Source organism: Pseudomonas fragi (assembly GCF_900105835.1).
Classification (GTDB): domain Bacteria; phylum Pseudomonadota; class Gammaproteobacteria; order Pseudomonadales; family Pseudomonadaceae; genus Aquipseudomonas; species Aquipseudomonas fragi.
This window is the reverse complement of the sequence record NZ_LT629783.1, coordinates 3,846,129-3,864,938: the sequence shown is the minus strand read 5'-3', so window position 1 is coordinate 3,864,938 and position 18,810 is coordinate 3,846,129. Positions and strand designations below refer to the sequence as shown.

The 18,810-nt window shown below is 59.9% G+C and carries 17 protein-coding genes; 12 read left to right on the top strand and 5 right to left on the bottom strand.

The features are described from left to right. Positions 1 to 53: 53 nt before the first annotated feature. From exaC to BLU25_RS17715, 8 genes are all read left to right on the top strand, one after another. Positions 54 to 1,574 (top strand): acetaldehyde dehydrogenase ExaC, encoded by a 1,521-nt coding sequence (gene exaC / locus BLU25_RS17750; RefSeq protein ID WP_016779247.1) that lies wholly within the window; start codon positions 54 to 56, stop codon positions 1,572 to 1,574. A 223-nt stretch (positions 1,575 to 1,797) separates the two neighbouring features. After that, complete coding sequence (gene eat / locus BLU25_RS17745) at positions 1,798 to 3,243, top strand: ethanolamine permease (protein ID WP_016779246.1); 1,446 nt, start codon at positions 1,798 to 1,800, stop codon at positions 3,241 to 3,243. 50 nt (positions 3,244 to 3,293) lie between these two features. Then, positions 3,294 to 4,694: an ethanolamine ammonia-lyase subunit EutB gene (locus BLU25_RS17740; RefSeq protein ID WP_016779245.1), complete on the top strand. Its 1,401-nt coding sequence runs from the start codon at positions 3,294 to 3,296 to the stop codon at positions 4,692 to 4,694. A gap of 2 nt (positions 4,695 to 4,696) precedes the next feature. Beyond that, positions 4,697 to 5,494 carry an ethanolamine ammonia-lyase subunit EutC gene (eutC, locus tag BLU25_RS17735; RefSeq protein ID WP_016779244.1) on the top strand — a complete coding sequence of 266 codons (798 nt, stop codon included), beginning with the start codon at positions 4,697 to 4,699 and terminating at the stop codon, positions 5,492 to 5,494. Between the two features lie 294 nt (positions 5,495 to 5,788). Then, complete coding sequence (locus tag BLU25_RS17730; protein ID WP_016779243.1) at positions 5,789 to 6,442, top strand: DedA family protein; 654 nt, start codon at positions 5,789 to 5,791, stop codon at positions 6,440 to 6,442. A 16-nt stretch (positions 6,443 to 6,458) separates the two neighbouring features. Continuing rightward, on the top strand, positions 6,459 to 7,271 hold the full coding sequence (locus BLU25_RS17725; protein WP_029611201.1) for a M90 family metallopeptidase: 813 nt from the start codon (positions 6,459 to 6,461) through the stop codon (positions 7,269 to 7,271). A 101-nt stretch (positions 7,272 to 7,372) separates the two neighbouring features. Continuing rightward, entirely contained in the window at positions 7,373 to 7,900 is a 528-nt protein-coding gene (gene ppa, locus BLU25_RS17720; protein ID WP_016779241.1) for an inorganic diphosphatase, read from the top strand. 206 nt (positions 7,901 to 8,106) lie between these two features. Then, positions 8,107 to 8,844 (top strand): LexA family transcriptional regulator, encoded by a 738-nt coding sequence (locus BLU25_RS17715; RefSeq protein WP_016779240.1) that lies wholly within the window; start codon positions 8,107 to 8,109, stop codon positions 8,842 to 8,844. Positions 8,845 to 9,092: 248 nt separating this feature from the next. Here BLU25_RS17715 and BLU25_RS17710 read toward each other — a convergent pair whose 3' ends face one another. Further along, positions 9,093 to 10,145: a PDDEXK nuclease domain-containing protein gene (locus BLU25_RS17710; RefSeq protein ID WP_016779239.1), complete on the bottom strand. Its 1,053-nt coding sequence runs from the start codon at positions 10,143 to 10,145 to the stop codon at positions 9,093 to 9,095. 252 nt (positions 10,146 to 10,397) lie between these two features. Continuing rightward, positions 10,398 to 11,177 (bottom strand): acetoin reductase, encoded by a 780-nt coding sequence (locus tag BLU25_RS17705; protein ID WP_016779238.1) that lies wholly within the window; start codon positions 11,175 to 11,177, stop codon positions 10,398 to 10,400. A gap of 265 nt (positions 11,178 to 11,442) precedes the next feature. On the opposite strand from BLU25_RS17705, the gene BLU25_RS17700 reads away from it, so the two are divergent. From BLU25_RS17700 to BLU25_RS17685, 4 genes are all read left to right on the top strand, one after another. Next, complete coding sequence (locus BLU25_RS17700; RefSeq protein ID WP_016779237.1) at positions 11,443 to 11,685, top strand: exodeoxyribonuclease VII small subunit; 243 nt, start codon at positions 11,443 to 11,445, stop codon at positions 11,683 to 11,685. Further along, positions 11,682 to 12,569 (top strand): (2E,6E)-farnesyl diphosphate synthase, encoded by an 888-nt coding sequence (ispA, locus tag BLU25_RS17695; protein ID WP_016779236.1) that lies wholly within the window; start codon positions 11,682 to 11,684, stop codon positions 12,567 to 12,569. Before BLU25_RS17700 ends, ispA begins: the two co-directional genes overlap by 4 nt. A gap of 132 nt (positions 12,570 to 12,701) precedes the next feature. After that, the gene (gene dxs, locus BLU25_RS17690; protein ID WP_016779235.1) at positions 12,702 to 14,600 is read left to right on the top strand and encodes a 1-deoxy-D-xylulose-5-phosphate synthase; all 1,899 of its coding nucleotides are present in this window, start codon (positions 12,702 to 12,704) and stop codon (positions 14,598 to 14,600) included. A gap of 184 nt (positions 14,601 to 14,784) precedes the next feature. Further along, positions 14,785 to 16,668 carry a TonB-dependent receptor domain-containing protein gene (locus BLU25_RS17685; protein WP_016779234.1) on the top strand — a complete coding sequence of 628 codons (1,884 nt, stop codon included), beginning with the start codon at positions 14,785 to 14,787 and terminating at the stop codon, positions 16,666 to 16,668. A gap of 97 nt (positions 16,669 to 16,765) precedes the next feature. Here BLU25_RS17685 and BLU25_RS17680 read toward each other — a convergent pair whose 3' ends face one another. Genes BLU25_RS17680 through ribA form a run of 3 tightly spaced genes read right to left on the bottom strand, consistent with a single transcriptional unit; the run spans position 16,766 to position 18,593 of the window. Then, on the bottom strand, positions 16,766 to 17,560 hold the full coding sequence (locus BLU25_RS17680; protein WP_016779233.1) for a cobalamin-binding protein: 795 nt from the start codon (positions 17,558 to 17,560) through the stop codon (positions 16,766 to 16,768). Further along, the gene (locus BLU25_RS17675) at positions 17,560 to 17,979 is read right to left on the bottom strand and encodes a hypothetical protein (RefSeq protein ID WP_016779232.1); all 420 of its coding nucleotides are present in this window, start codon (positions 17,977 to 17,979) and stop codon (positions 17,560 to 17,562) included. Before BLU25_RS17675 ends, BLU25_RS17680 begins: the two co-directional genes overlap by 1 nt. Then, positions 17,976 to 18,593: a GTP cyclohydrolase II gene (gene ribA, locus BLU25_RS17670; protein ID WP_016779231.1), complete on the bottom strand. Its 618-nt coding sequence runs from the start codon at positions 18,591 to 18,593 to the stop codon at positions 17,976 to 17,978. Before ribA ends, BLU25_RS17675 begins: the two co-directional genes overlap by 4 nt. Between the last annotated feature and the right edge of the window lie 217 nt (positions 18,594 to 18,810).

Sequence of the window (18,810 nt, the reverse complement as noted above, 5' to 3'; positions counted from 1 at the left end):
CAGCGCCACAGCGCGTCCTCCCATAAGCACAATAAAGCCAGGAGACACCTACCATGCGTTACGCACAACCCGGTACTGAAGGCTCGATCGTCTCGTTCAAGAGCCGCTACGGTAACTACATCGGCGGCGAATTCGTGGCGCCCGTCAAAGGCCAGTACTTCACCAATACCTCGCCTGTAAACGGCAAAGCCATCGCCGAATTCCCGCGCTCGACCGCCGAAGACATCGACAAGGCCCTCGACGCCGCCCATGCCGCTGCTGATGCCTGGGGCGCCACCAGCGTGCAGGCGCGCTCGCTGGTACTGCTGAAAATCGCTGATCGTATCGAACAGAACCTTGAACTGCTGGCCGTTTCCGAAACCTGGGACAACGGCAAGGCCGTGCGCGAAACCCTGAATGCCGACGTGCCGCTGGCCGCCGACCACTTCCGCTACTACGCCGGTTGCATCCGCGCCCAGGAAGGCAGCGCCGCCGAGATCGACGGCAACACCGTGGCCTATCACATCCACGAACCGCTGGGCGTGGTCGGGCAGATTATCCCGTGGAACTTCCCGCTGCTGATGGCCGCCTGGAAACTCGCCCCGGCACTGGCTGCCGGCAACTGCATCGTACTCAAGCCTGCCGAGCAAACCCCGCTGAGCATCACCGTGCTGATGGAGCTGATCGGCGACCTGCTGCCACCGGGCGTGCTTAACGTGGTGCAAGGTTTCGGCAAGGAAGCAGGCGAAGCGCTGGCCACCAGCAAGCGCATCGCCAAAATCGCGTTCACCGGCTCCACGCCTGTGGGCTCGCACATCATGAAATGCGCGGCGGAAAATATCATTCCGTCCACCGTCGAGCTGGGCGGCAAGTCGCCGAACATCTTCTTCGAAGACATCATGCAGGCCGAACCAACCTTTATTGAAAAGGCCGCAGAAGGCCTGGTGCTGGCGTTCTTCAACCAGGGCGAAGTGTGTACCTGCCCGAGCCGTGCGCTGATCCAGGAATCGATCTACGACGAATTCATGAAAGTGGTGATGAAAAAGGTCGAGTCGATCAAGCGCGGTGACCCGCTGGACACCGACACCATGGTCGGCGCCCAGGCCTCCGAGCAGCAATTCGACAAGATCCTGTCCTACCTTGAAATCGCTAAAAAAGAAGGCGCGCAACTGCTCACCGGCGGTGCCGTGGCCAAGCTCGAAGGCGACCTGGCAACCGGCTATTACATCCAGCCGACCCTGCTCAAGGGCACCAACAAAATGCGCGTGTTCCAGGAAGAAATCTTTGGCCCGGTGGTCAGCATCACCACCTTCAAGGACGAAGCCGAAGCACTGGCGATTGCCAACGACACCGAGTTTGGTCTGGGTGCCGGGCTGTGGACGCGCGACATCAACCGCGCCTACCGCATGGGCCGGGCGATCAAGGCCGGTCGCGTGTGGACCAACTGCTATCACCTGTACCCGGCCCACGCCGCGTTCGGTGGTTACAAAAAATCCGGTGTTGGCCGTGAAACCCACAAGATGATGCTCGACCACTACCAGCAAACCAAAAACCTGCTGGTGAGCTACGACATCAACCCGCTGGGTTTCTTCTAACCCCTACGCTCGCCCCGTAGCAGCTGCCGAAGGCTGCGTCCGGCGGCGAAGCCGTCGTAAATCCTGATAATGCGGTGTTTCTGTACGACCGCATTGTTTGAACTTGCGACGGCTTCGCCGCCGGACGCAGCCTGCGGCAGCTGCTACACAAGGCCCTGTGGCCCAGCTCTTGCTTATCTCCCTGTCATATTTTCTCAAACTATAAAAGAACAGGTGAATTCCCATGCCTAGCGAACCAACTGCAGCTGCGGCGGCGTCCTCTGTCGACTTCGAAAAAGTCGGCTCCGAATATTTCCAACAACGTGAACTTAAAAAAGGCGCTGCCGGCTGGGTCCTGCTGGTGGGCCTGGGTGTGGCCTATGTGATTTCCGGTGACTACGCCGGCTGGAACTTCGGCCTGGCCCAGGGCGGCTGGGGCGGGATGTTTATCGCCACACTGCTGATGGCCACCATGTACTTGTGCATGTGCTTTTCCCTGGCCGAACTGTCCTCGATGATCCCCACGGCCGGCGGCGGCTACGGTTTTGCCCGCAGCGCTTTCGGGCCCTGGGGCGGATTTCTCACCGGCACCGCGATCCTGATCGAATACGCCATCGCCCCCGCGGCCATTGCCTGTTTTATCGGCGCCTATTGCGAGTCGCTGTTCGGTATTGGCGGCTGGATGATCTACCTGGCGTTCTACATCATCTTTATCGGCATCCACATTTTCGGGGTCGGCGAAGCGCTCAAGCTGATGTTTATCATCACCGCCGTCGCTGCCATTGCCCTGGGGGTATTTCTGGTCGCGATGGTGCCGCACTTCAGCGTCGCCAACCTGCTGGATATCCCGGTTACCGAGGCCAAGGGCGCCAGCACCTTCCTGCCGTTCGGTTATGTCGGCGTATGGGCCGCCATCCCTTACGCGATCTGGTTTTTCCTCGCCGTGGAAGGCGTGCCGCTGGCCGCCGAAGAAACCAAAAACCCCAAGCGTGACCTGCCTCGCGGGCTGATCGGCGCCATGTTGGTACTGGCCACCTTTGCCCTGCTGATTCTGGTGATCGGCCCGGGCGGCGCCGGCGCGCACCACTTGATGGCATCGGGCAACCCGCTGGTTGAAGCCCTGAGCAAGGCCTACGGTGGCTCGACCTGGATGGGCGGCTTTGTGAACCTGGTGGGGCTGGCCGGTTTGATCGCCAGTTTCTTCTCGATCATTTACGCCTACTCGCGTCAGATCTTCGCCTTGTCCCGTGCGGGTTACTTGCCGCGCAAGCTGTCCGAAACCAATAAAAGCAAGGCGCCGGTGCTGGCCCTGATCATCCCCGGCATTATCGGCTTTGGCCTGTCGCTGACCGGCCAGGGCGATTTGCTGATTCTGGTGGCGGTATTTGGCGCGACCATTTCCTATGTGCTGATGATGGCTGCTCACATCACCCTGCGTATTCGTCGCCCTAAAATGGAGCGCCCGTATCGCACTCCGGGCGGGATTTTCACGTCGGGCACTGCTTTGGTGCTTGCCTGTGTGGCGGTGGTAGCCGGTTTCCTGGTTGATCCACGCGTGGTGATTGGCGCCGCGGTGATCTATGGAGTATTAATTGCCTACTTCGCTTTCTACAGTCGCCACCATTTAGTGGCCGGTACGCCGGAAGAGGAATTTGCGGCTATTCAACAAGCCGAAAAGGCCTTGCACTAACCGCTGAGAATCCGCCAGACGCTTCGCGTCTGGCGTCATGGAGCACCCAAATGGCAACTTTCTCACATGCGGTTGGCACCCAGACCTACCGTTTCGATAGCCTTAAAGACGTGATGGCCAAGGCCAGCCCGGCGCGATCCGGGGATTTCCTGGCCGGTGTGGCGGCGCAAAACGACGGTGAACGGGTCGCTGCGCAAATGGCCCTGGCTGACATCCCGCTCGCCTATTTCCTGCAAGAAATGCTGATCCCTTATGAGACCGACGAAGTCACCCGGCTGATCATCGACAGCCATGACCTGCAAGCCTTCGCCACGGTCAGCCACCTGACCGTTGGCGGGTTTCGCGACTGGTTGCTCAGCGACGCCGCCGACGAGCACAGCCTGCGCGCCCTGGCGCCGGGCCTGACCCCGGAAATGGCCGCCGCCGTGTCGAAAATCATGCGCGTGCAAGACCTGATTCTGGTGGCCCAGAAAATTCGTGTGGTCACCCAATTTCGCGGCACCATGGGCCTGCGCGGCCGCCTGTCGACCCGCCTGCAACCCAACCACCCCACCGATGATCCGGCCGGGATTGCCGCCAGCATTCTCGACGGCCTGCTCTACGGCAACGGCGACGCCATGATCGGCATCAACCCGGCCACCGACAGCATTGCTTCAATCTGCGATTTGCTGAACATGCTCGATGCGATCATCCAGCGCTATGAAATCCCCACTCAGTCCTGCGTGCTCACCCACGTCACCACCTCGATCGAAGCGATCAACCGCGGTGTGCCGCTGGACCTGGTATTTCAATCGATAGCTGGCACCGAAGCGGCCAACGCCAGTTTTGGCATCAATCTGAATATTTTGCAGGAAGGCTACGACGCCGGCTTGAGCCTCAACCGCGGCACGCTGGGCAATAACCTGATGTATTTCGAGACTGGGCAAGGCAGCGCGCTGTCGGCCAATGCCCATTTCGGCGTGGATCAACAAACCTGCGAAACCCGCGCTTACGCTGTGGCACGGCATTTCAAGCCGTTTCTGGTCAACACCGTGGTCGGTTTTATCGGCCCCGAGTACCTGTACAACGGCAAGCAGATCATCCGCGCGGGCCTTGAAGACCACTTCTGCGGCAAGCTGCTGGGCGTGCCGATGGGCTGTGACATCTGCTACACCAACCACGCCGAAGCCGACCAGGACGACATGGACACCCTGTTGACGTTGCTGGGCGTAGCCGGAATCAACTTCATCATGGGCATCCCGGGGTCGGACGACATCATGCTCAACTACCAGACCACGTCCTTCCATGACGCGCTGTATGCGCGCAAAACCCTGGGGCTCAAGCCAGCACCCGAGTTTGAACAGTGGCTGAGCAAGGTCGGCATTTTTACCCAGAGCGATGGCCGCATCGAGTTCGGCCAGCAACTGCCGCCGGCATTTCGCCAGGCACTGGCTCATTTGGGAGGGCGCTAAATATGGCCGACAACCTTAACCCGTGGCTGGAGCTGCGCCGCCTGACCCCGGCGCGGATTGCCCTGGGCCGCACCGGCACCAGCCTGCCGACCCAGGCCCAGCTCGACTTCCAGTTTGCCCACGCCCAGGCACGAGATGCGGTGCATTTGCCGTTTGATCATCCGGGCCTGAGTACACAGTTGGCCGAGCGCGGCCGCGCAAGCCTGCTGTTGCACAGTGCCGCAGCTGACCGCCATAGCTATCTGCAGCGTCCGGACCTGGGGCGCAAGCTCAACGACGATTCTGCCCAGCGACTACGCGACTACGCCGCAGCCAACCCGGGCGGCATCGACGTAGCTGTGGTGGTGGCCGACGGTTTGTCAGCGCTGGCCGTGCATCGCCATACCCTGCCTTTTTTGGCGCGCATGGAGGAACATACGGCGACCGACGGCTGGTCGTTGTCGCCGGTGATATTGGTGGAGCAAGGCCGTGTCGCGGTGGCCGACGAAATTGGCGAACTGCTGGGCGCCCGCATGGTGGTGATGCTGATCGGCGAACGTCCCGGCCTGAGTTCCCCCGACAGCCTGGGGCTGTATTTCACCTATGCGCCAAAAATCGGCCTGACCGATGCGTATCGCAACTGTATTTCCAATGTACGGCTTGAAGGCCTGAGCTACGGCATGGCCGCTCATCGGCTGGCGTACCTGATGCGCGAAGCCTGCCGTCGGCAATTATCGGGGGTGAATCTGAAGGATGAAGCGCAGGTGCAGACGCTGGATATGGAGGCGCCCAGCGAAAACTTCCTGCTAAAGGGCGAGTAATTCCTGTGGGAGCCGGGCTTGCCCACGATGGCATCAACGCGGTTGCTATCGAGACCAGGGGCCTGCATCGCTGGCAAGCCAGGCTCCCACTCATTCACGCCGTGATTAACGGTCAATTGAGTACCCTGTCACCCTCAATACACGCTTCGCTACAAACTCAACCTGCAGAATTTGTCTCAATCCGTATAATCCGATTCTTCAAAAAAGTACGAAAAAACTACAATTGTTGTAGTTAACTACGCATCCCTACCCGCACAGACCTGCAGAGCCGGGTCATCAACACAGGTGCTTCACATGGATTTCAACCCGATCGACATTATCCTGCACCTCGATGTGTACCTCGACATGCTGGTAAACAATTACGGGCCATGGATCTACGCCATCCTGTTTCTGGTGATTTTTTGCGAAACCGGCCTGGTAGTGATGCCTTTTTTGCCGGGTGATTCGCTGCTCTTTATCGCGGGCGCCGTAGCTGCAGGTGGCGGCATGGACCCGGTACTGCTCGCAGGCTTGCTGATGCTGGCTGCGATCATGGGCGACAGTACCAACTACGTTATCGGACGAACGGCAGGCGAACGCTTGTTCAGTAACCCGAACTCGAAAATTTTCCGTCGCGACTACCTGGAAAAAACCCACGACTTCTATGAGCGTCATGGCGGCAAAACCGTAACGATGGCGCGCTTCCTGCCGATCTTCCGCACCTTCGCCCCGTTTGTTGCCGGTGTGGCACGCATGTTCTACCCGCGCTTCTTTATGTTCAGCGTGTTTGGCACGATCTTGTGGGTCGGCGGCCTGGTGACCCTGGGTTACTTCTTCGGCAACGTGCCCTTTATCAAGAAGAACCTGTCGTTGCTGGTGGTGGGCATCATCCTGCTGTCGCTGGTACCGATGATCATTGGCGTGATCCGCAGCCGCCTGGGCCGAACCCCAGTCAAAGCCAAAGCCTGATCGGGACGGCGCCACCATGTGGTCTCTAAGTGAATGGCGGCGCCAGCGAATCCTGGCGCAACACCCGGTCGCGTCTGACGTCTGGCACACCGTGCGCCAGCATCTGAGCATTCTCGACGGGCTGACTGACGAGCAGGACAAATGGCTGCGCGACAGCAGCGTATTGTTTCTGCAAGACAAGCACCTGACCCCCATGCCCGGGGTTGAACTGACTGAAGAGGGCCGGCTGTTGCTGGCCGCTCAGGCACAACTGCCGCTGCTTAACCTGGGTGATCTGGACTGGTATCAGGGCTTTCACGAAATCGTGCTCTACCCCGACGACTTCATCAGCCCCCAGCGCCATCGCGACTCCAGCGGAGTCGAACACGAATGGGAAGGTCATCACAGCGGCGAAGCCTGGCAGCACGGCCCCGTTGTTCTGGCGTGGCCGGGCGTGCTGGCCAGCGGCGGCTGGGAAGGCTACAACCTGGTGATCCACGAACTGGCGCACAAGCTCGACATGCTCAATGGCGCCGCCAATGGCATGCCGCCCTTGCACAGCAGCATGCAGGTCAAAGACTGGACCCAGGCCATGCAACAGGCCTACGACCACCTCAACCATTACCTGGATCACCATAACCCCGATCACGCGCCTATCGACCCCTATGCGGCCGAAAACCCGGCGGAGTTCTTTGCGGTGACCAGCGAGTATTTTTTCAGCGCGCCAGACCTGTTGAGCCATGCCTACCCGCTGGTCTATCAACAGTTGAGCCTGTTCTATCGTCAGGACACGCTTGCCCGCCTCAGGCAGCTGCAAACCGAACACCCCGAATACCGCGCGCAGCACTGATCGCCCAAGGGTGACGTCCTTATAGGAATACGCCTATAATCGCCGCCACTTTTTGGCCAAATCGGCCAACCAAACTGGCCTACTAACGGGGGCACCGCCCAATGAGCTACAGCAAGATTCCGGCTGGCAAAGACCTGCCGAATGACATCTACGTCGCTATCGAGATTCCGGCTAACCACGCGCCGATCAAATATGAAATCGACAAAGACAGCGATTGCCTGTTCGTTGACCGCTTCATGGCCACCCCGATGTTCTACCCGGCCAACTACGGTTTTATCCCTAACACCCTGGCAGACGACGGTGACCCGCTGGACGTGCTGGTAGTGACCCCTTACCCGGTAGCTCCAGGTTCGGTTATCCGTGCTCGCCCGGTTGGCATCCTGCACATGACTGACGACGGCGGCGGCGATGCCAAAGTGGTTGCAGTGCCTCACGACAAGCTGTCCCAGCTGTACGTTGACGTGAAAGAGTACACCGACCTGCCACCTCTGCTGATCCAGCAGATCCAGCACTTCTTCGAGAACTACAAAGATCTCGAAAAAGGCAAATGGGTGAAGATCGAAGGTTGGGGCGACGCTGAAGCTGCCCGTGCCGAAATCACCAAATCGGTTGCTGCCTACAAAGGCTAAGCAAACGGTCAAGAAAACCCCGGCTCGCCGGGGTTTTTTTATGCCCGCATAAACGCAATAACACAGCCTGTTTACGACACACAGATGACCAGTCAACCGATGTAGGAAATAACTCTGCAACCCTAGGAATTTTCTAGTTTTATTCTGCTTTTATTGAACGCTTAGTTTATTTAAACGGGCTTGGCTTGCCCGTAGACTCTGTGTTCATGAATACATCCGGTGATCGCCTGAAAGCCCTCCTGCGGGAGTGCCATTTAACCGCTTCGGACTTCGCAGCCAATCGCCGCGTTACGCCGCAGCACGTCAACAACTGGTTCAAACGGGGCATCCCCATGGCTCGCCTGGACGAAATCGCCGAGCTGCTGTGCGTCAACAGCCGCTGGTTGCGCACGGGTGAAGGCGTCAAGCATCCGGGCCTTGCCAGCAGCAACGACGAAACCTCGCCGGACCAGGTGCCAGGGCAACACAAACCGGCTGCTGCCGATGACATTGAGGTGCCGCTCTACAATGAGTCCTTGCACCCCGATGGCTCAGGCAAGACCCGGGTGGTGAGAATGCCCGATTGCACCGTGCGGCTCAGTTGTTCAACCTTACAGGCTCTGGACGTCAGCCCCGACCAGGCCATTTGCGCACCCATGATCGGCAATAGCATGGCCCACCGAATCCAGGACGGCTCCACGGTGGCCATCGACCGCAGCCTGACGCAAATCGTCGACGGCGAAATCTATGCCCTTGAGCAGGATGGCATGCTGCGCATCCGCTACGTTTACCGCCTGCCCGGCAATGGCCTGCGTTTGCGCTGCCACAGCAGCCGGGAGTATCCGGACGAAGTGTTCAATGCCGTGCAAGTGCAGTCCCAGCAGATACGGATACTGGGTTGGGTATTCTGGTGGTCCACGCTTAACAGCAGACGACCGCGAGTGCCTTGCACGCTGGACGAATAGCCTTGGGTCTGGGAAAAGTCCGCAAACCCCAGTATGATTCGCCGCACTTGCGCATCCCCCTCGCAGCCAGCGAGCCGGAATGCAGGGCCCGGCAGCAAAAAGCCGCCCCGCCCCACACCCAGCTGCACTGCACTGGATGTCCCGATTGAAGGCGAGTACGGTTTACCAAAAATAAACCAAACCCGCCCCCGAGAAGCCGGCCACAAGCCGGCTTTTTAATGCCTGAAAAAACCCTCGATCACCCACCATCATTCCTCGATAGCGATGCCATCACCTGCCAGCTCACGCTCGATTTGTTCGATGCTGGGCAAACTGGTCTGCAACTCTGCCGGCAGGGAGTCCACCAACTGGTACTCGGCTACGCCAATGGGCCGGGTGTTATCGCGCAAGGCGTACTCGGCCACCACCTTGTTCTTGCTGGAGCACAGCAACAGGCCGATGGTGGGGCTGTCCTGGGGATCCTTGACTTGCCCATCCACGGCGGCCAGATAAAAACCCAACTGCCCAAGGTGCTCCGGTTTGAATTTACCGGCCTTGAGTTCAACCACTACATAGCAGCGCAGCTTGAGGTGGTAGAACAGCAGGTCGATGAAAAACTCATCACCTCCCACATTCAAAAGCACTTGTTTGCCGACGAAGGCAAATCCTGCGCCCAGCTCCAGCAAGAAATCAGTCACATGCCTGACCAGAGCTCTTTCAATCTCTCGCTCATGGGCATCAGCGCCAAGACCAAGAAAGTCAAAGCGATAGGGATCTTTCAACGACTCACGGGCCAGATCGGACTGGGGTTTGGGCAAAAAGATTTCAAAATTACTCACGGCCTTGCCGCTGCGCTCCAGTAAACGGTTCTGGATCTGCATGACCAGCGTATTTCGCGACCAGTTATGCTCGATGGCCTTGGCGGCATACCAGCGGCGGGTCTCGGGGCCGGGGAGTTTGTCCAGCAGCACCAGATTGTGCCCCCAAGGCAATTGTGCAACAGCCTGCTGCACTATTGCCGTGTCAGGCCATGCCTGGGCAAAGGCACGCATGTATTTGAGGTTGCGCAGCGAGAAGCCTTTCATGTCCGGGAAGGCTGCACGCAGATCCAGCGCCAGACGTTCAATCACTTTCGTGCCCCACCCTTGCTGCGTCTGGCGGGTCAAAATGTCGTAACCGATTTGCCAGTACAGCAGCACCAGCTCGCGGTTCACCGCCAAAGTGGCGCGCTGCTGGGCGCCATGAATGCGGCCTTTAAGGTCGCTCAACCAGTCACTGTAACCCTCGGGCTGCGCACTCAAACCAACAGGAATTTCACGCATGGCTTTTTCTCTCGTGGCCACGCCAGCGTGCTTGAGACATCTGCAGGGCACAGATGCAATCGCTGGCAGGGCGCACAAAATAAGCCTTCAAACTCAGCTTTTTTGTACGAAGCTTCGCTTTCACTCCAGTGAAGCGTCCGAGAATTTTCGACTCGGCCCGTAACCTGATCTGGCGTTAACACCAGGTGCAGGAGGGAACGGGCCTGCTCCAACCTCTAGCCCGCTCCTGCACAAGGAATGCAATTGCGAGGCTTAGCGGAACACCAACCCGCCATCAATCAGTGGCGCCTGACCGGTCATATAGTCCGCATCCGGGCTGGCGAGGTAAGCCACGAACGCCGCTACGTCTTCCGGGGTTTCAGCCCGGCCCAGGGCAATGCCGCTGACGAATTTCTCGTAAGTCGCGCCAATCGGTGCGCCGGTGATTTCCGACATGCGCTTGTCGATATCCACCCACATATCGGTCCCCACCACACCCGGGCAGTAGGCGTTGACGGTGATGCCGTGTACTGCCAGTTCTTTCGCCGCCGCCTGGGTCAGGGCACGCACGGCGAATTTGGTGGAGGAATACACCCCTAGCAGGGCATAGCCTTCGTGACCGGCAATGGAGCTGGCATTGATGATTTTACCCTTGCGCTTGAGCGCCTGGAATTTCTCGGCCGCCGCCTGAATCCCCCACAAGGTGCCCTGCACGTTGATGCGGTAGATGCGCTCGACTTCTTCCTGGGTGACATCGGCCAACGGTTTGACCTGGGAGATACCCGCGTTGTTGACCATGATGTCCAGCCCGCCAAGCTGGTTATGGGCGTAATCAACTGCCGAGAACACCTGTTCGCGGTCGCCCACGTCGGCCACAAAGGTGACGGCCTTGCGCCCCAGTGCCTGCACTTCTTCGGCAACGTGGCGCAGCTTGTCCAGGTTCAGGTCAACCAGTGCAATGTCGGCGCCATCCCTGGCCAGTCGCAGTGCGATGCCGCGACCAATGCCCTGGGCCGCCCCTGTTACCAATGCAATCTTTCCTGAGAGTTTCATTCGTTGGTTTCCTTTCAACAATAGGTCAGAGTCCAGCCGGCCTTTACCATAGACCACTGAGCAAAAGACCTATTGATGCAGGGCACGATTGTTCGCCGCTCACCCGCGCCTGCCAGGGTTGCCCGCCACCGGAAAGTTGCCGGTCGGCGCCTGGGTACCCCTTAGAAAACACCTTCATCTGAATACATGGGGGCCCTGTCGATTTGCCCCAAAACCCGCCGTCTGCTAGTGTCAGCCGGTTTTAACGCCTACCGAGAATGCCGCCATGGCCCGCAAAAAAGCTTCCCTGGATTTCGAGCAGTCACTTGCTGACCTGCAAACACTGGTCGAGCGTCTGGAAAATGGCGAGCTGTCGCTGGAAGACTCTCTGACTGCCTTTGAACAAGGCATCCGCCTGACCCGTGATTGCCAGGGCGCACTGGCCCAGGCCGAACAGAAAGTGCAGATCCTGCTTGAACGCGATGGTGAACTGGCCCAAGAGCCTTTTGATGCGGAACAGTCCGAATGATTGATGCTTATCAAATCAGCAGCCAGGCCCGTGTCAACGCGGCGCTTGAACTCTTGTTTGTCGCTCCGGCACCGGAGCTGGCGCGCCTTTACGAGGCCATGCGCTACAGCGTCATGAACGGTGGCAAGCGGGTTCGCCCGCTGCTGGCCTATGCGGCCTGCCAGGCTCTGGGCAGCGCACCTGAACAAGCCAATGGTGCGGCCTGTGCCGTGGAGCTGATCCACGCCTATTCGCTGGTGCATGATGATTTGCCCGCAATGGACGATGACGATCTGCGTCGCGGCCAGCCAACCACCCATAAAGCCTTCGACGAAGCCTGCGCCATCCTGGCGGGCGACGGCCTGCAAAGCCTGGCGTTCAGCGCACTGCTCGACCCGCGCCTGAGCGACCTGGATGCCGATACGCGCTTGCGCATGGTGACGGCCCTGGCCCTGGCTGCAGGCCCGGCGGGCATGGTGGGCGGGCAAGCAATCGACCTGGGCTCGGTTGGCCTCAAGCTCGATCAGGCTGCCCTTGAAAACATGCACCGGCACAAAACCGGCGCCCTGATCGAAGCCAGCGTGCAACTGGGCGCCCTGGCCAGCGGCAACGCAACCGCTGAAAACCTGCAGGCATTGAATGTCTACGCACGCGCCATTGGCCTGGCATTTCAGGTGCAGGACGACATCCTCGATGTTGAAAGCGATACCGCGACCCTGGGCAAACGCCAGGGTGCCGACATCGCGCGGGACAAGCCGACCTACCCGGCGCTGATGGGTCTGGAGCAGGCCAAAGGCTATGCACTGGAACTGCGCGACCAGGCGCTCAACGCCCTGCGACATTTTGATGCAGCTGCCGAGCCGCTGCGCGAATTGGCACGATATATCGTTGAACGCCGCCACTAAAAGCCGCTCTTCAGTAACGATTTCTGACAGGTCTAATGCCAAGGTCTTACTAACGAGTGCCAGACTGCGTGGGCAGCTTACGTTCCATAAGGTAAACTGCCGCCTCTTCTTATACCTATAACGATTCGCCTGATGCCAACGACGTTTCAAGAGATTCCCCGCAACCGTCCGACTACGCCCCTGCTTGACCGGACGGGCACGCCTGCGGGCCTGCGCCGCCTGGCCGAAGCCGAGCTGGAAACCCTGGCCGATGAGTTGCGCCTGGAATTGCTCTATACCGTCGGCCAGACGGGCGGGCATTTTGGTGCCGGCCTGGGTGTCATTGAGCTGACCATCGCGTTGCACTACGTGTTCGACACCCCGGACGACCGGCTGGTGTGGGACGTGGGCCATCAGGCGTATCCGCACAAAATCCTCACCGGGCGTCGCGAGCAGATGGCCACCTTGCGCCAGAAAGACGGCATTGCCGCTTTCCCGCGCCGCTCCGAGAGCGAATACGACACCTTTGGCGTCGGCCACTCCAGCACCTCGATCAGCGCAGCGCTGGGCATGGCCATTGCCGCCCGCCTGCAAAAAAGCGAGCGCAAGGCAATTGCCGTTATCGGTGATGGCGCCCTGACTGCCGGCATGGCCTTCGAGGCGCTGAACCACGCGCCCGAAGTGGATGCCAACATGTTGGTTATCCTCAACGACAACGACATGTCGATCTCGCGCAATGTCGGGGGTTTGTCCAATTACCTGGCCAAGATCCTGTCGAGCCGCACTTACGCCAGCATGCGCGAAGGCAGCAAGAAGGTACTCTCGCGTCTGCCTGGCGCGTGGGAAATTGCCCGTCGTACCGAAGAATATGCCAAAGGCATGCTGGTACCCGGCACCCTGTTTGAAGAGCTGGGCTGGAACTACATCGGCCCGATCGATGGCCACGACCTGCCGACCCTGATCGCAACGCTACGCAATATGCGCGACCTCAAGGGGCCGCAGTTCCTGCATATCGTCACCAAAAAAGGCAAAGGCTTCGCCCCGGCCGAAGCGGACCCGATCGGCTATCACGCCATCACCAAGCTTGAGCCGTTGAATGCGCCGAAAGCACCGCCAAAAGCACCGACCGGGCCGAAGTACTCAGCTGTGTTCGGCGAATGGTTGTGCGACATGGCTGCGGCCGATGAGCGCCTGGTAGGCATCACCCCGGCCATGAAAGAAGGCTCGGACCTGATCGCTTTCAGCGAGCGTTATCCAAAGCGCTACTTCGACGTGGCGATTGCCGAGCAACACGCGGTGACCTTTGCGGCCGGCATGGCATGCGAAGGTTCCAAGCCGGTAGTGGCGATCTATTCGACATTCCTGCAACGCGGCTACGACCAGTTGGTGCATGACGTAGCCGTGCAAAATCTGGACGTGCTGTTTGCCATCGACCGTGCGGGCCTGGTGGGCGAAGACGGCCCGACCCACGCTGGCAGTTACGACCTGTCGTACCTGCGTTGCATTCCGGGCATGGTCATCATGACCCCGAGCGACGAGAACGAACTGCGCAAAATGCTCACCACCGGCCACCTCTACAACGGCCCGGCGGCCGTGCGTTACCCGCGTGGTACCGGGCCGAATGCAGCGATCGAAAAAAACCTCGAGCCGCTGGAAATCGGCAAGGGCGTGATTCGTCGCCAGGGTTCGAAAGTCGCCATGCTGGTATTCGGCGTGCAACTGGCCGAAGCGCTGCAAGTGGCTGAGAAAATCGACGCCACCGTGGTCGACATGCGCTTCGTCAAACCGATGGATGAAGAACTGGTTCGCGAAATGGCTGCCAGCCATGAGCTGCTGGTGACCATCGAAGAAAACGCCATCATGGGTGGCGCAGGCGCAGGCGTCAGCGAGTTCCTGGCCCGTGAAAACGTGCTCAAGTCGGTACTGCACCTGGGCTTGCCGGACGTATACGTCGAGCACGCCAAGCCGAGCCAGATGCTGGCCGAGTGCGGCCTGGACGCTGCCGGCATCGAAGCCTCGGTGCGCCAGCGCATGGCACTGCTGGGGCTGTAAAGAGACATCACCAACTCGTAGCAGCTGCCGCAGGCTGCGTCCGGTGGCGAAGCCATCGTAAACCCTGACCCCTCGGTATGACCGATACACCGAGGCGTATGGGTTTGCGGCGGCTGCGCCACCGGACGCAGCCTACGGCAGCTGCTACGGATTTCGAGCTTGCCTCAAGTCCTGTAGATCCCCTATGAAACACCTTCGCATTGCCCTGATTCTGGGCTGCATGCCCGCCAGCCCTGTACTCGCCGACTCCCTGGAACGCGAAGAAGCGCTCAAACTCCCGCAAACCCTGATCACCGGCAACCGCCAGGTCGAGGCACGCTCGGACAGCAGCAGCGCCAGCAGCGTATTCACCCGCGATGATATCGACCGTCTGCAACCCACCAGCCTGACCGACCTGCTGGGCCGGGTGCCGGGCGTGCAAGTGGCGCGCAGCGGCGGGCGTGGCGGCCTGCCAGGGATTTACATCCGCGGCACCAAGTCGGCGCAAAGCCTGGTGCTGGTCGATGGCCAGCGCATGGCCAATGCCACCTCGGCCGACAGCAACCTGCAGTACCTGGCCATGGACCAGATCGAGCGCGTAGAAGTGCTACGCGGCTCGCGCTCGGTGATCTATGGCAGCGATGCCATTGGCGGGGTGATTCAGATCTTCACCCGCCGCGGCGCCGATCAGGCGCCACAGCTTCGGGTTCACAGTGCGCTGGGCAGTTATGGCAGCTCCGATAACAGCCTGGGCATCTCCGGTGGCAATACGCAAACACGCTACAACCTGAGCGCCAGCCTGGAGCAGACTGCCGGGATCAACCGCACCCACGAGTCCTTCCCCAGCGACAGCGACCACGATGCCTATCGCAACAAGTCATTGAGCCTGAACCTGAGCCACTCGCTGAGCGATGACCTTGAAGTCGGCGTGTCGGCGCTGAAGAACATCGGCAAGACCGAACTCGACAATTCGTTCGGGCGCTGGGACCCGGACACGTTTACCGTCAGTGGCCAGCAGCTTTACAGCGATTTCGATATCAGCAGCGTTGCCAGCTTTATCGACGCTCAGCTCAATGAGCACTGGAACTCGCGACTGGAGTTTGGCCACAGCGAAAACCGCGAAAAAACCCGGGACAAGCTCAGCACCGATATTTACAGCTTCAATACCTATCGCGACTCGCTGAACTGGCAAAACAACCTGACGCTGGACGATCAGAACAGCCTGATCCTCGGCACCGATGCCTATGAAGACCGTGTACGCAGCAGCACCGTTTTCGAGGAAGACAGCCGCTGGAATCGCGCCGGATTTATCCAGCACCGCTTCCACGGTGAGTACTTCTCGACCGAGCTGGGCCTGCGTCACGACCAGAACCAGCAATTTGGCAGCCACAACACCTGGAGCGCCAGCCTGACTGTGCCGCTGAACGCCGACAACGACGTTTTACTGACATACAGCGAAGGGTTTCGCGCACCAACGTTCAATGACTTGTACTACCCGCAATTCGGTAATCCCGATCTCAAGCCGGAATATTCGAAAAGCTATGAGCTGCAATGGCGCAGTCAGCTAAGTGAAACCAGTCGCCTGGAAACTTCGCTGTATCGCACCGATATTCGCGACGCGATTGTGGCCGATGCCGACTTTATCCAGCAGAACATCGGCGCGGCGCAAATCACCGGTTTCGAAAGCGCTTTGCAGCAAGAGTGGTTCGGCTGGCAGAGCAGCCTGGGCCTTGCGATTATCGACCCGCGCGATCGCGACACCGGCCATACCCTGAGCCGCCGCGCACGCCGGACCTTGAGCCTGGATCTGGATCGGCAATTTGACAGGCTGGGCGTGGGAGCCAGCTGGCAAGCGGTGAGCAACAGTTTCAATGATGAAAACAACCAGCAGCCTATAGCCGGTTACGCGGTGCTGGGGTTGCGCAGCAACTGGCAGGCCAGCCCCGAAGTGCGCCTGGACGTGAAAGTCGACAACCTGCTGGACAAGACTTTCACCCGCGCGCTCTACAGCTATGACGGCAACTACTACGGCTACCGCGAAGAGCGACGCAGCTTGCAGTTGGCCATCACCTGGACCCCGACGTTCTAAACCTGTGGGAGCGGGCTTGCTCGCGATAGCATCACCGCGACTTACCTGAAACTCCGCACCGCCTGCATCGCGAGCAAGCCCGCTCCCACAGGGGGGATCAGGGTGACGCCAGTTGCTCACACAGCTTTGCCGTTGCTTCCAGCATCTGCCCGCTCGGGCGTTCCAGGCCCTTGTCGACCAACAGCAGCAAACGCCCATGCTTGACCGCGTCAAGCTGCGGCCAGGCCTTCCAGGCATCCAGCTGCGCTTGGGTACTGGCAATGATCACCTCGGGATTACGCTGCAACACGGCCTCGATACTGACCTGCGGCGCCGGCAGCGTAAGGTCATCAAACACATTGCTGGCCCCGCACACCGCCAGCGCATCGCTGATGATTTGCCCGCCGCCGAGGGTGTACAGCGGCTGGTCCCACACCTGATAGAACGCCCGCAGTGGCGGGTCGCGCCGGTATTGCTCGCGCAATTGCGCCAGGCGTTGGCGCAGTTGCGCCGCCAGTGCCTGGCCACGCTCGGGCCGGTTCAAGGCCATCGCCAGTGCTTCAACCTGATCGGCCAGCTGGTCGAGGCTTGCCGGTTCGGCTGTGTAGGTGGGGATATTCAGACGGCGCAGTTGTTCACGCTGGGCAGCGCCCACACTGCCCGGCCAGAGCAACAGCAGGTCAGGTTGCAGGCTGAGCAGGCGCTCCATGTCCAGTTGCCCGTAACGGCCCACTGAAGGCACGCTGGCAAGCTCAGGCAAGTGTTCGCCCGCCTCCAGACGCCCCACCAGCAAATCGGCGGCGCCCAGTTCAACCACCATTTCGGATAAGGCCGGAGACAGACTGACGACACGAGAGGCCGCCAGTGAAGGCATGCCGACGGTCAGCAGTAATGCCGCCAGCCAGACGCGCATCAACCGACCTGGCGAGGAATGCGATAGAGGTAAAACAACACCAGCGTTGACAGCACCAGCAGCAAGAGCGGCACCCCTTCAAGCCCGACAAACACCGCCAGGGTAGCGATCCAGGTGGGCAGGCCCGCCGCCAGCAAGGCACGCTGACGCGCACGCGCCAGCTCATCCCAGGCGGCTGGCTCTTGCGCGGTATCGAGGGCTTTTTGCAGGTTGATCAGGCCATGTTTGTAAGGCCCGAACGTGCGCAACGTGACGAACATCGATGCAACGCCCGCGATAAACAACGGCATCGCCAGCTCAGGCAGCAGCGGCTCGGACTTGCCGAAAAGCCAGGTGACCAGCACCAGCGGCAGCAGGGTCAGCAGCAGTTGCTGCCACCAACTGAAACTCAGGCGCCGACGACGCTGGCCACGGGTCATGCCGGGTCAGCCTCGTTCTGATGCTGGTTGCCCATCATGTGCCCGAGCTTGTTGGCTTTGGTCGCCAGGTACAGCTTGTTGTGCGGGTTGTGCCCGGTGTGCAACGGCACACGCTCGGCCACGGTGATGCCCATGTCGGTCAAGGCTTTGACCTTACGCGGGTTGTTGGTCATCAGGCGCAGTGAATGCACGCCAACGTGCTCCAGCATTGGCAGGCAGATGGCGTAGTCGCGCTGGTCGGCAGCAAAGCCCAGGCGCTCGTTGGCTTCAACGGTATCGGCACCGCCGTCTTGCAGCTCGTAGGCGCGGATCTTGTTGAGCAAACCGATGCCACGGCCTTCCTGACGCAGGTACAGCAAGACGCCACGGCCTTCACGGGCAATGGCCTGCAAGGCGGCTTCAAGCTGTGAGCCGCAGTCGCAACGCTGGCTGAACAGGGCATCGCCAGTCAGGCATTCGGAGTGCACCCGGCCCAGAACTGGCGCGCCATCCGCCACGTCGCCCAGACTGAGCACAACGTGTTCACGACCCGTGGCCTTCTCAAGGAAGCCATGCATGGTGAATTCGGCAAAGGGTGTGGGTAATTTGCAAGCGGCAACGAAAACGACGGGCACCGTGTGCTCCTGATCAGTTTGAGTACTGGAAATTCGCAAAGGCGACATTGTAACAGGAGGTTCCTGGAGACGCTTAGGCTGAATTACCGAGGATAAATATCTAAAAGTTTGATGACTTATGGCACACACAGGCCCCGTGGGAGCGGGCTTGCTCGCGAAACAGACGATGCGGTGTATCAGGCTTAACGCGGTGATGCCATCGCGAGCAAGCCCGCTC

Coding starts and splice junctions, on each gene's coding strand:
- exaC (WP_016779247.1), top strand. CDS start 54: ATGCGTTACGCACAACCCGGTACTGAAGGCTCGATCGTCTCGTTCAAG.
- eat (WP_016779246.1), top strand. CDS start 1,798: ATGCCTAGCGAACCAACTGCAGCTGCGGCGGCGTCCTCTGTCGACTTC.
- BLU25_RS17740 (WP_016779245.1), top strand. CDS start 3,294: ATGGCAACTTTCTCACATGCGGTTGGCACCCAGACCTACCGTTTCGAT.
- eutC (WP_016779244.1), top strand. CDS start 4,697: ATGGCCGACAACCTTAACCCGTGGCTGGAGCTGCGCCGCCTGACCCCG.
- BLU25_RS17730 (WP_016779243.1), top strand. CDS start 5,789: ATGGATTTCAACCCGATCGACATTATCCTGCACCTCGATGTGTACCTC.
- BLU25_RS17725 (WP_029611201.1), top strand. CDS start 6,459: ATGTGGTCTCTAAGTGAATGGCGGCGCCAGCGAATCCTGGCGCAACAC.
- ppa (WP_016779241.1), top strand. CDS start 7,373: ATGAGCTACAGCAAGATTCCGGCTGGCAAAGACCTGCCGAATGACATC.
- BLU25_RS17715 (WP_016779240.1), top strand. CDS start 8,107: ATGAATACATCCGGTGATCGCCTGAAAGCCCTCCTGCGGGAGTGCCAT.
- BLU25_RS17710 (WP_016779239.1), bottom strand. CDS start 10,145: ATGCGTGAAATTCCTGTTGGTTTGAGTGCGCAGCCCGAGGGTTACAGT.
- BLU25_RS17705 (WP_016779238.1), bottom strand. CDS start 11,177: ATGAAACTCTCAGGAAAGATTGCATTGGTAACAGGGGCGGCCCAGGGC.
- BLU25_RS17700 (WP_016779237.1), top strand. CDS start 11,443: ATGGCCCGCAAAAAAGCTTCCCTGGATTTCGAGCAGTCACTTGCTGAC.
- ispA (WP_016779236.1), top strand. CDS start 11,682: ATGATTGATGCTTATCAAATCAGCAGCCAGGCCCGTGTCAACGCGGCG.
- dxs (WP_016779235.1), top strand. CDS start 12,702: ATGCCAACGACGTTTCAAGAGATTCCCCGCAACCGTCCGACTACGCCC.
- BLU25_RS17685 (WP_016779234.1), top strand. CDS start 14,785: ATGAAACACCTTCGCATTGCCCTGATTCTGGGCTGCATGCCCGCCAGC.
- BLU25_RS17680 (WP_016779233.1), bottom strand. CDS start 17,560: ATGCGCGTCTGGCTGGCGGCATTACTGCTGACCGTCGGCATGCCTTCA.
- BLU25_RS17675 (WP_016779232.1), bottom strand. CDS start 17,979: ATGACCCGTGGCCAGCGTCGTCGGCGCCTGAGTTTCAGTTGGTGGCAG.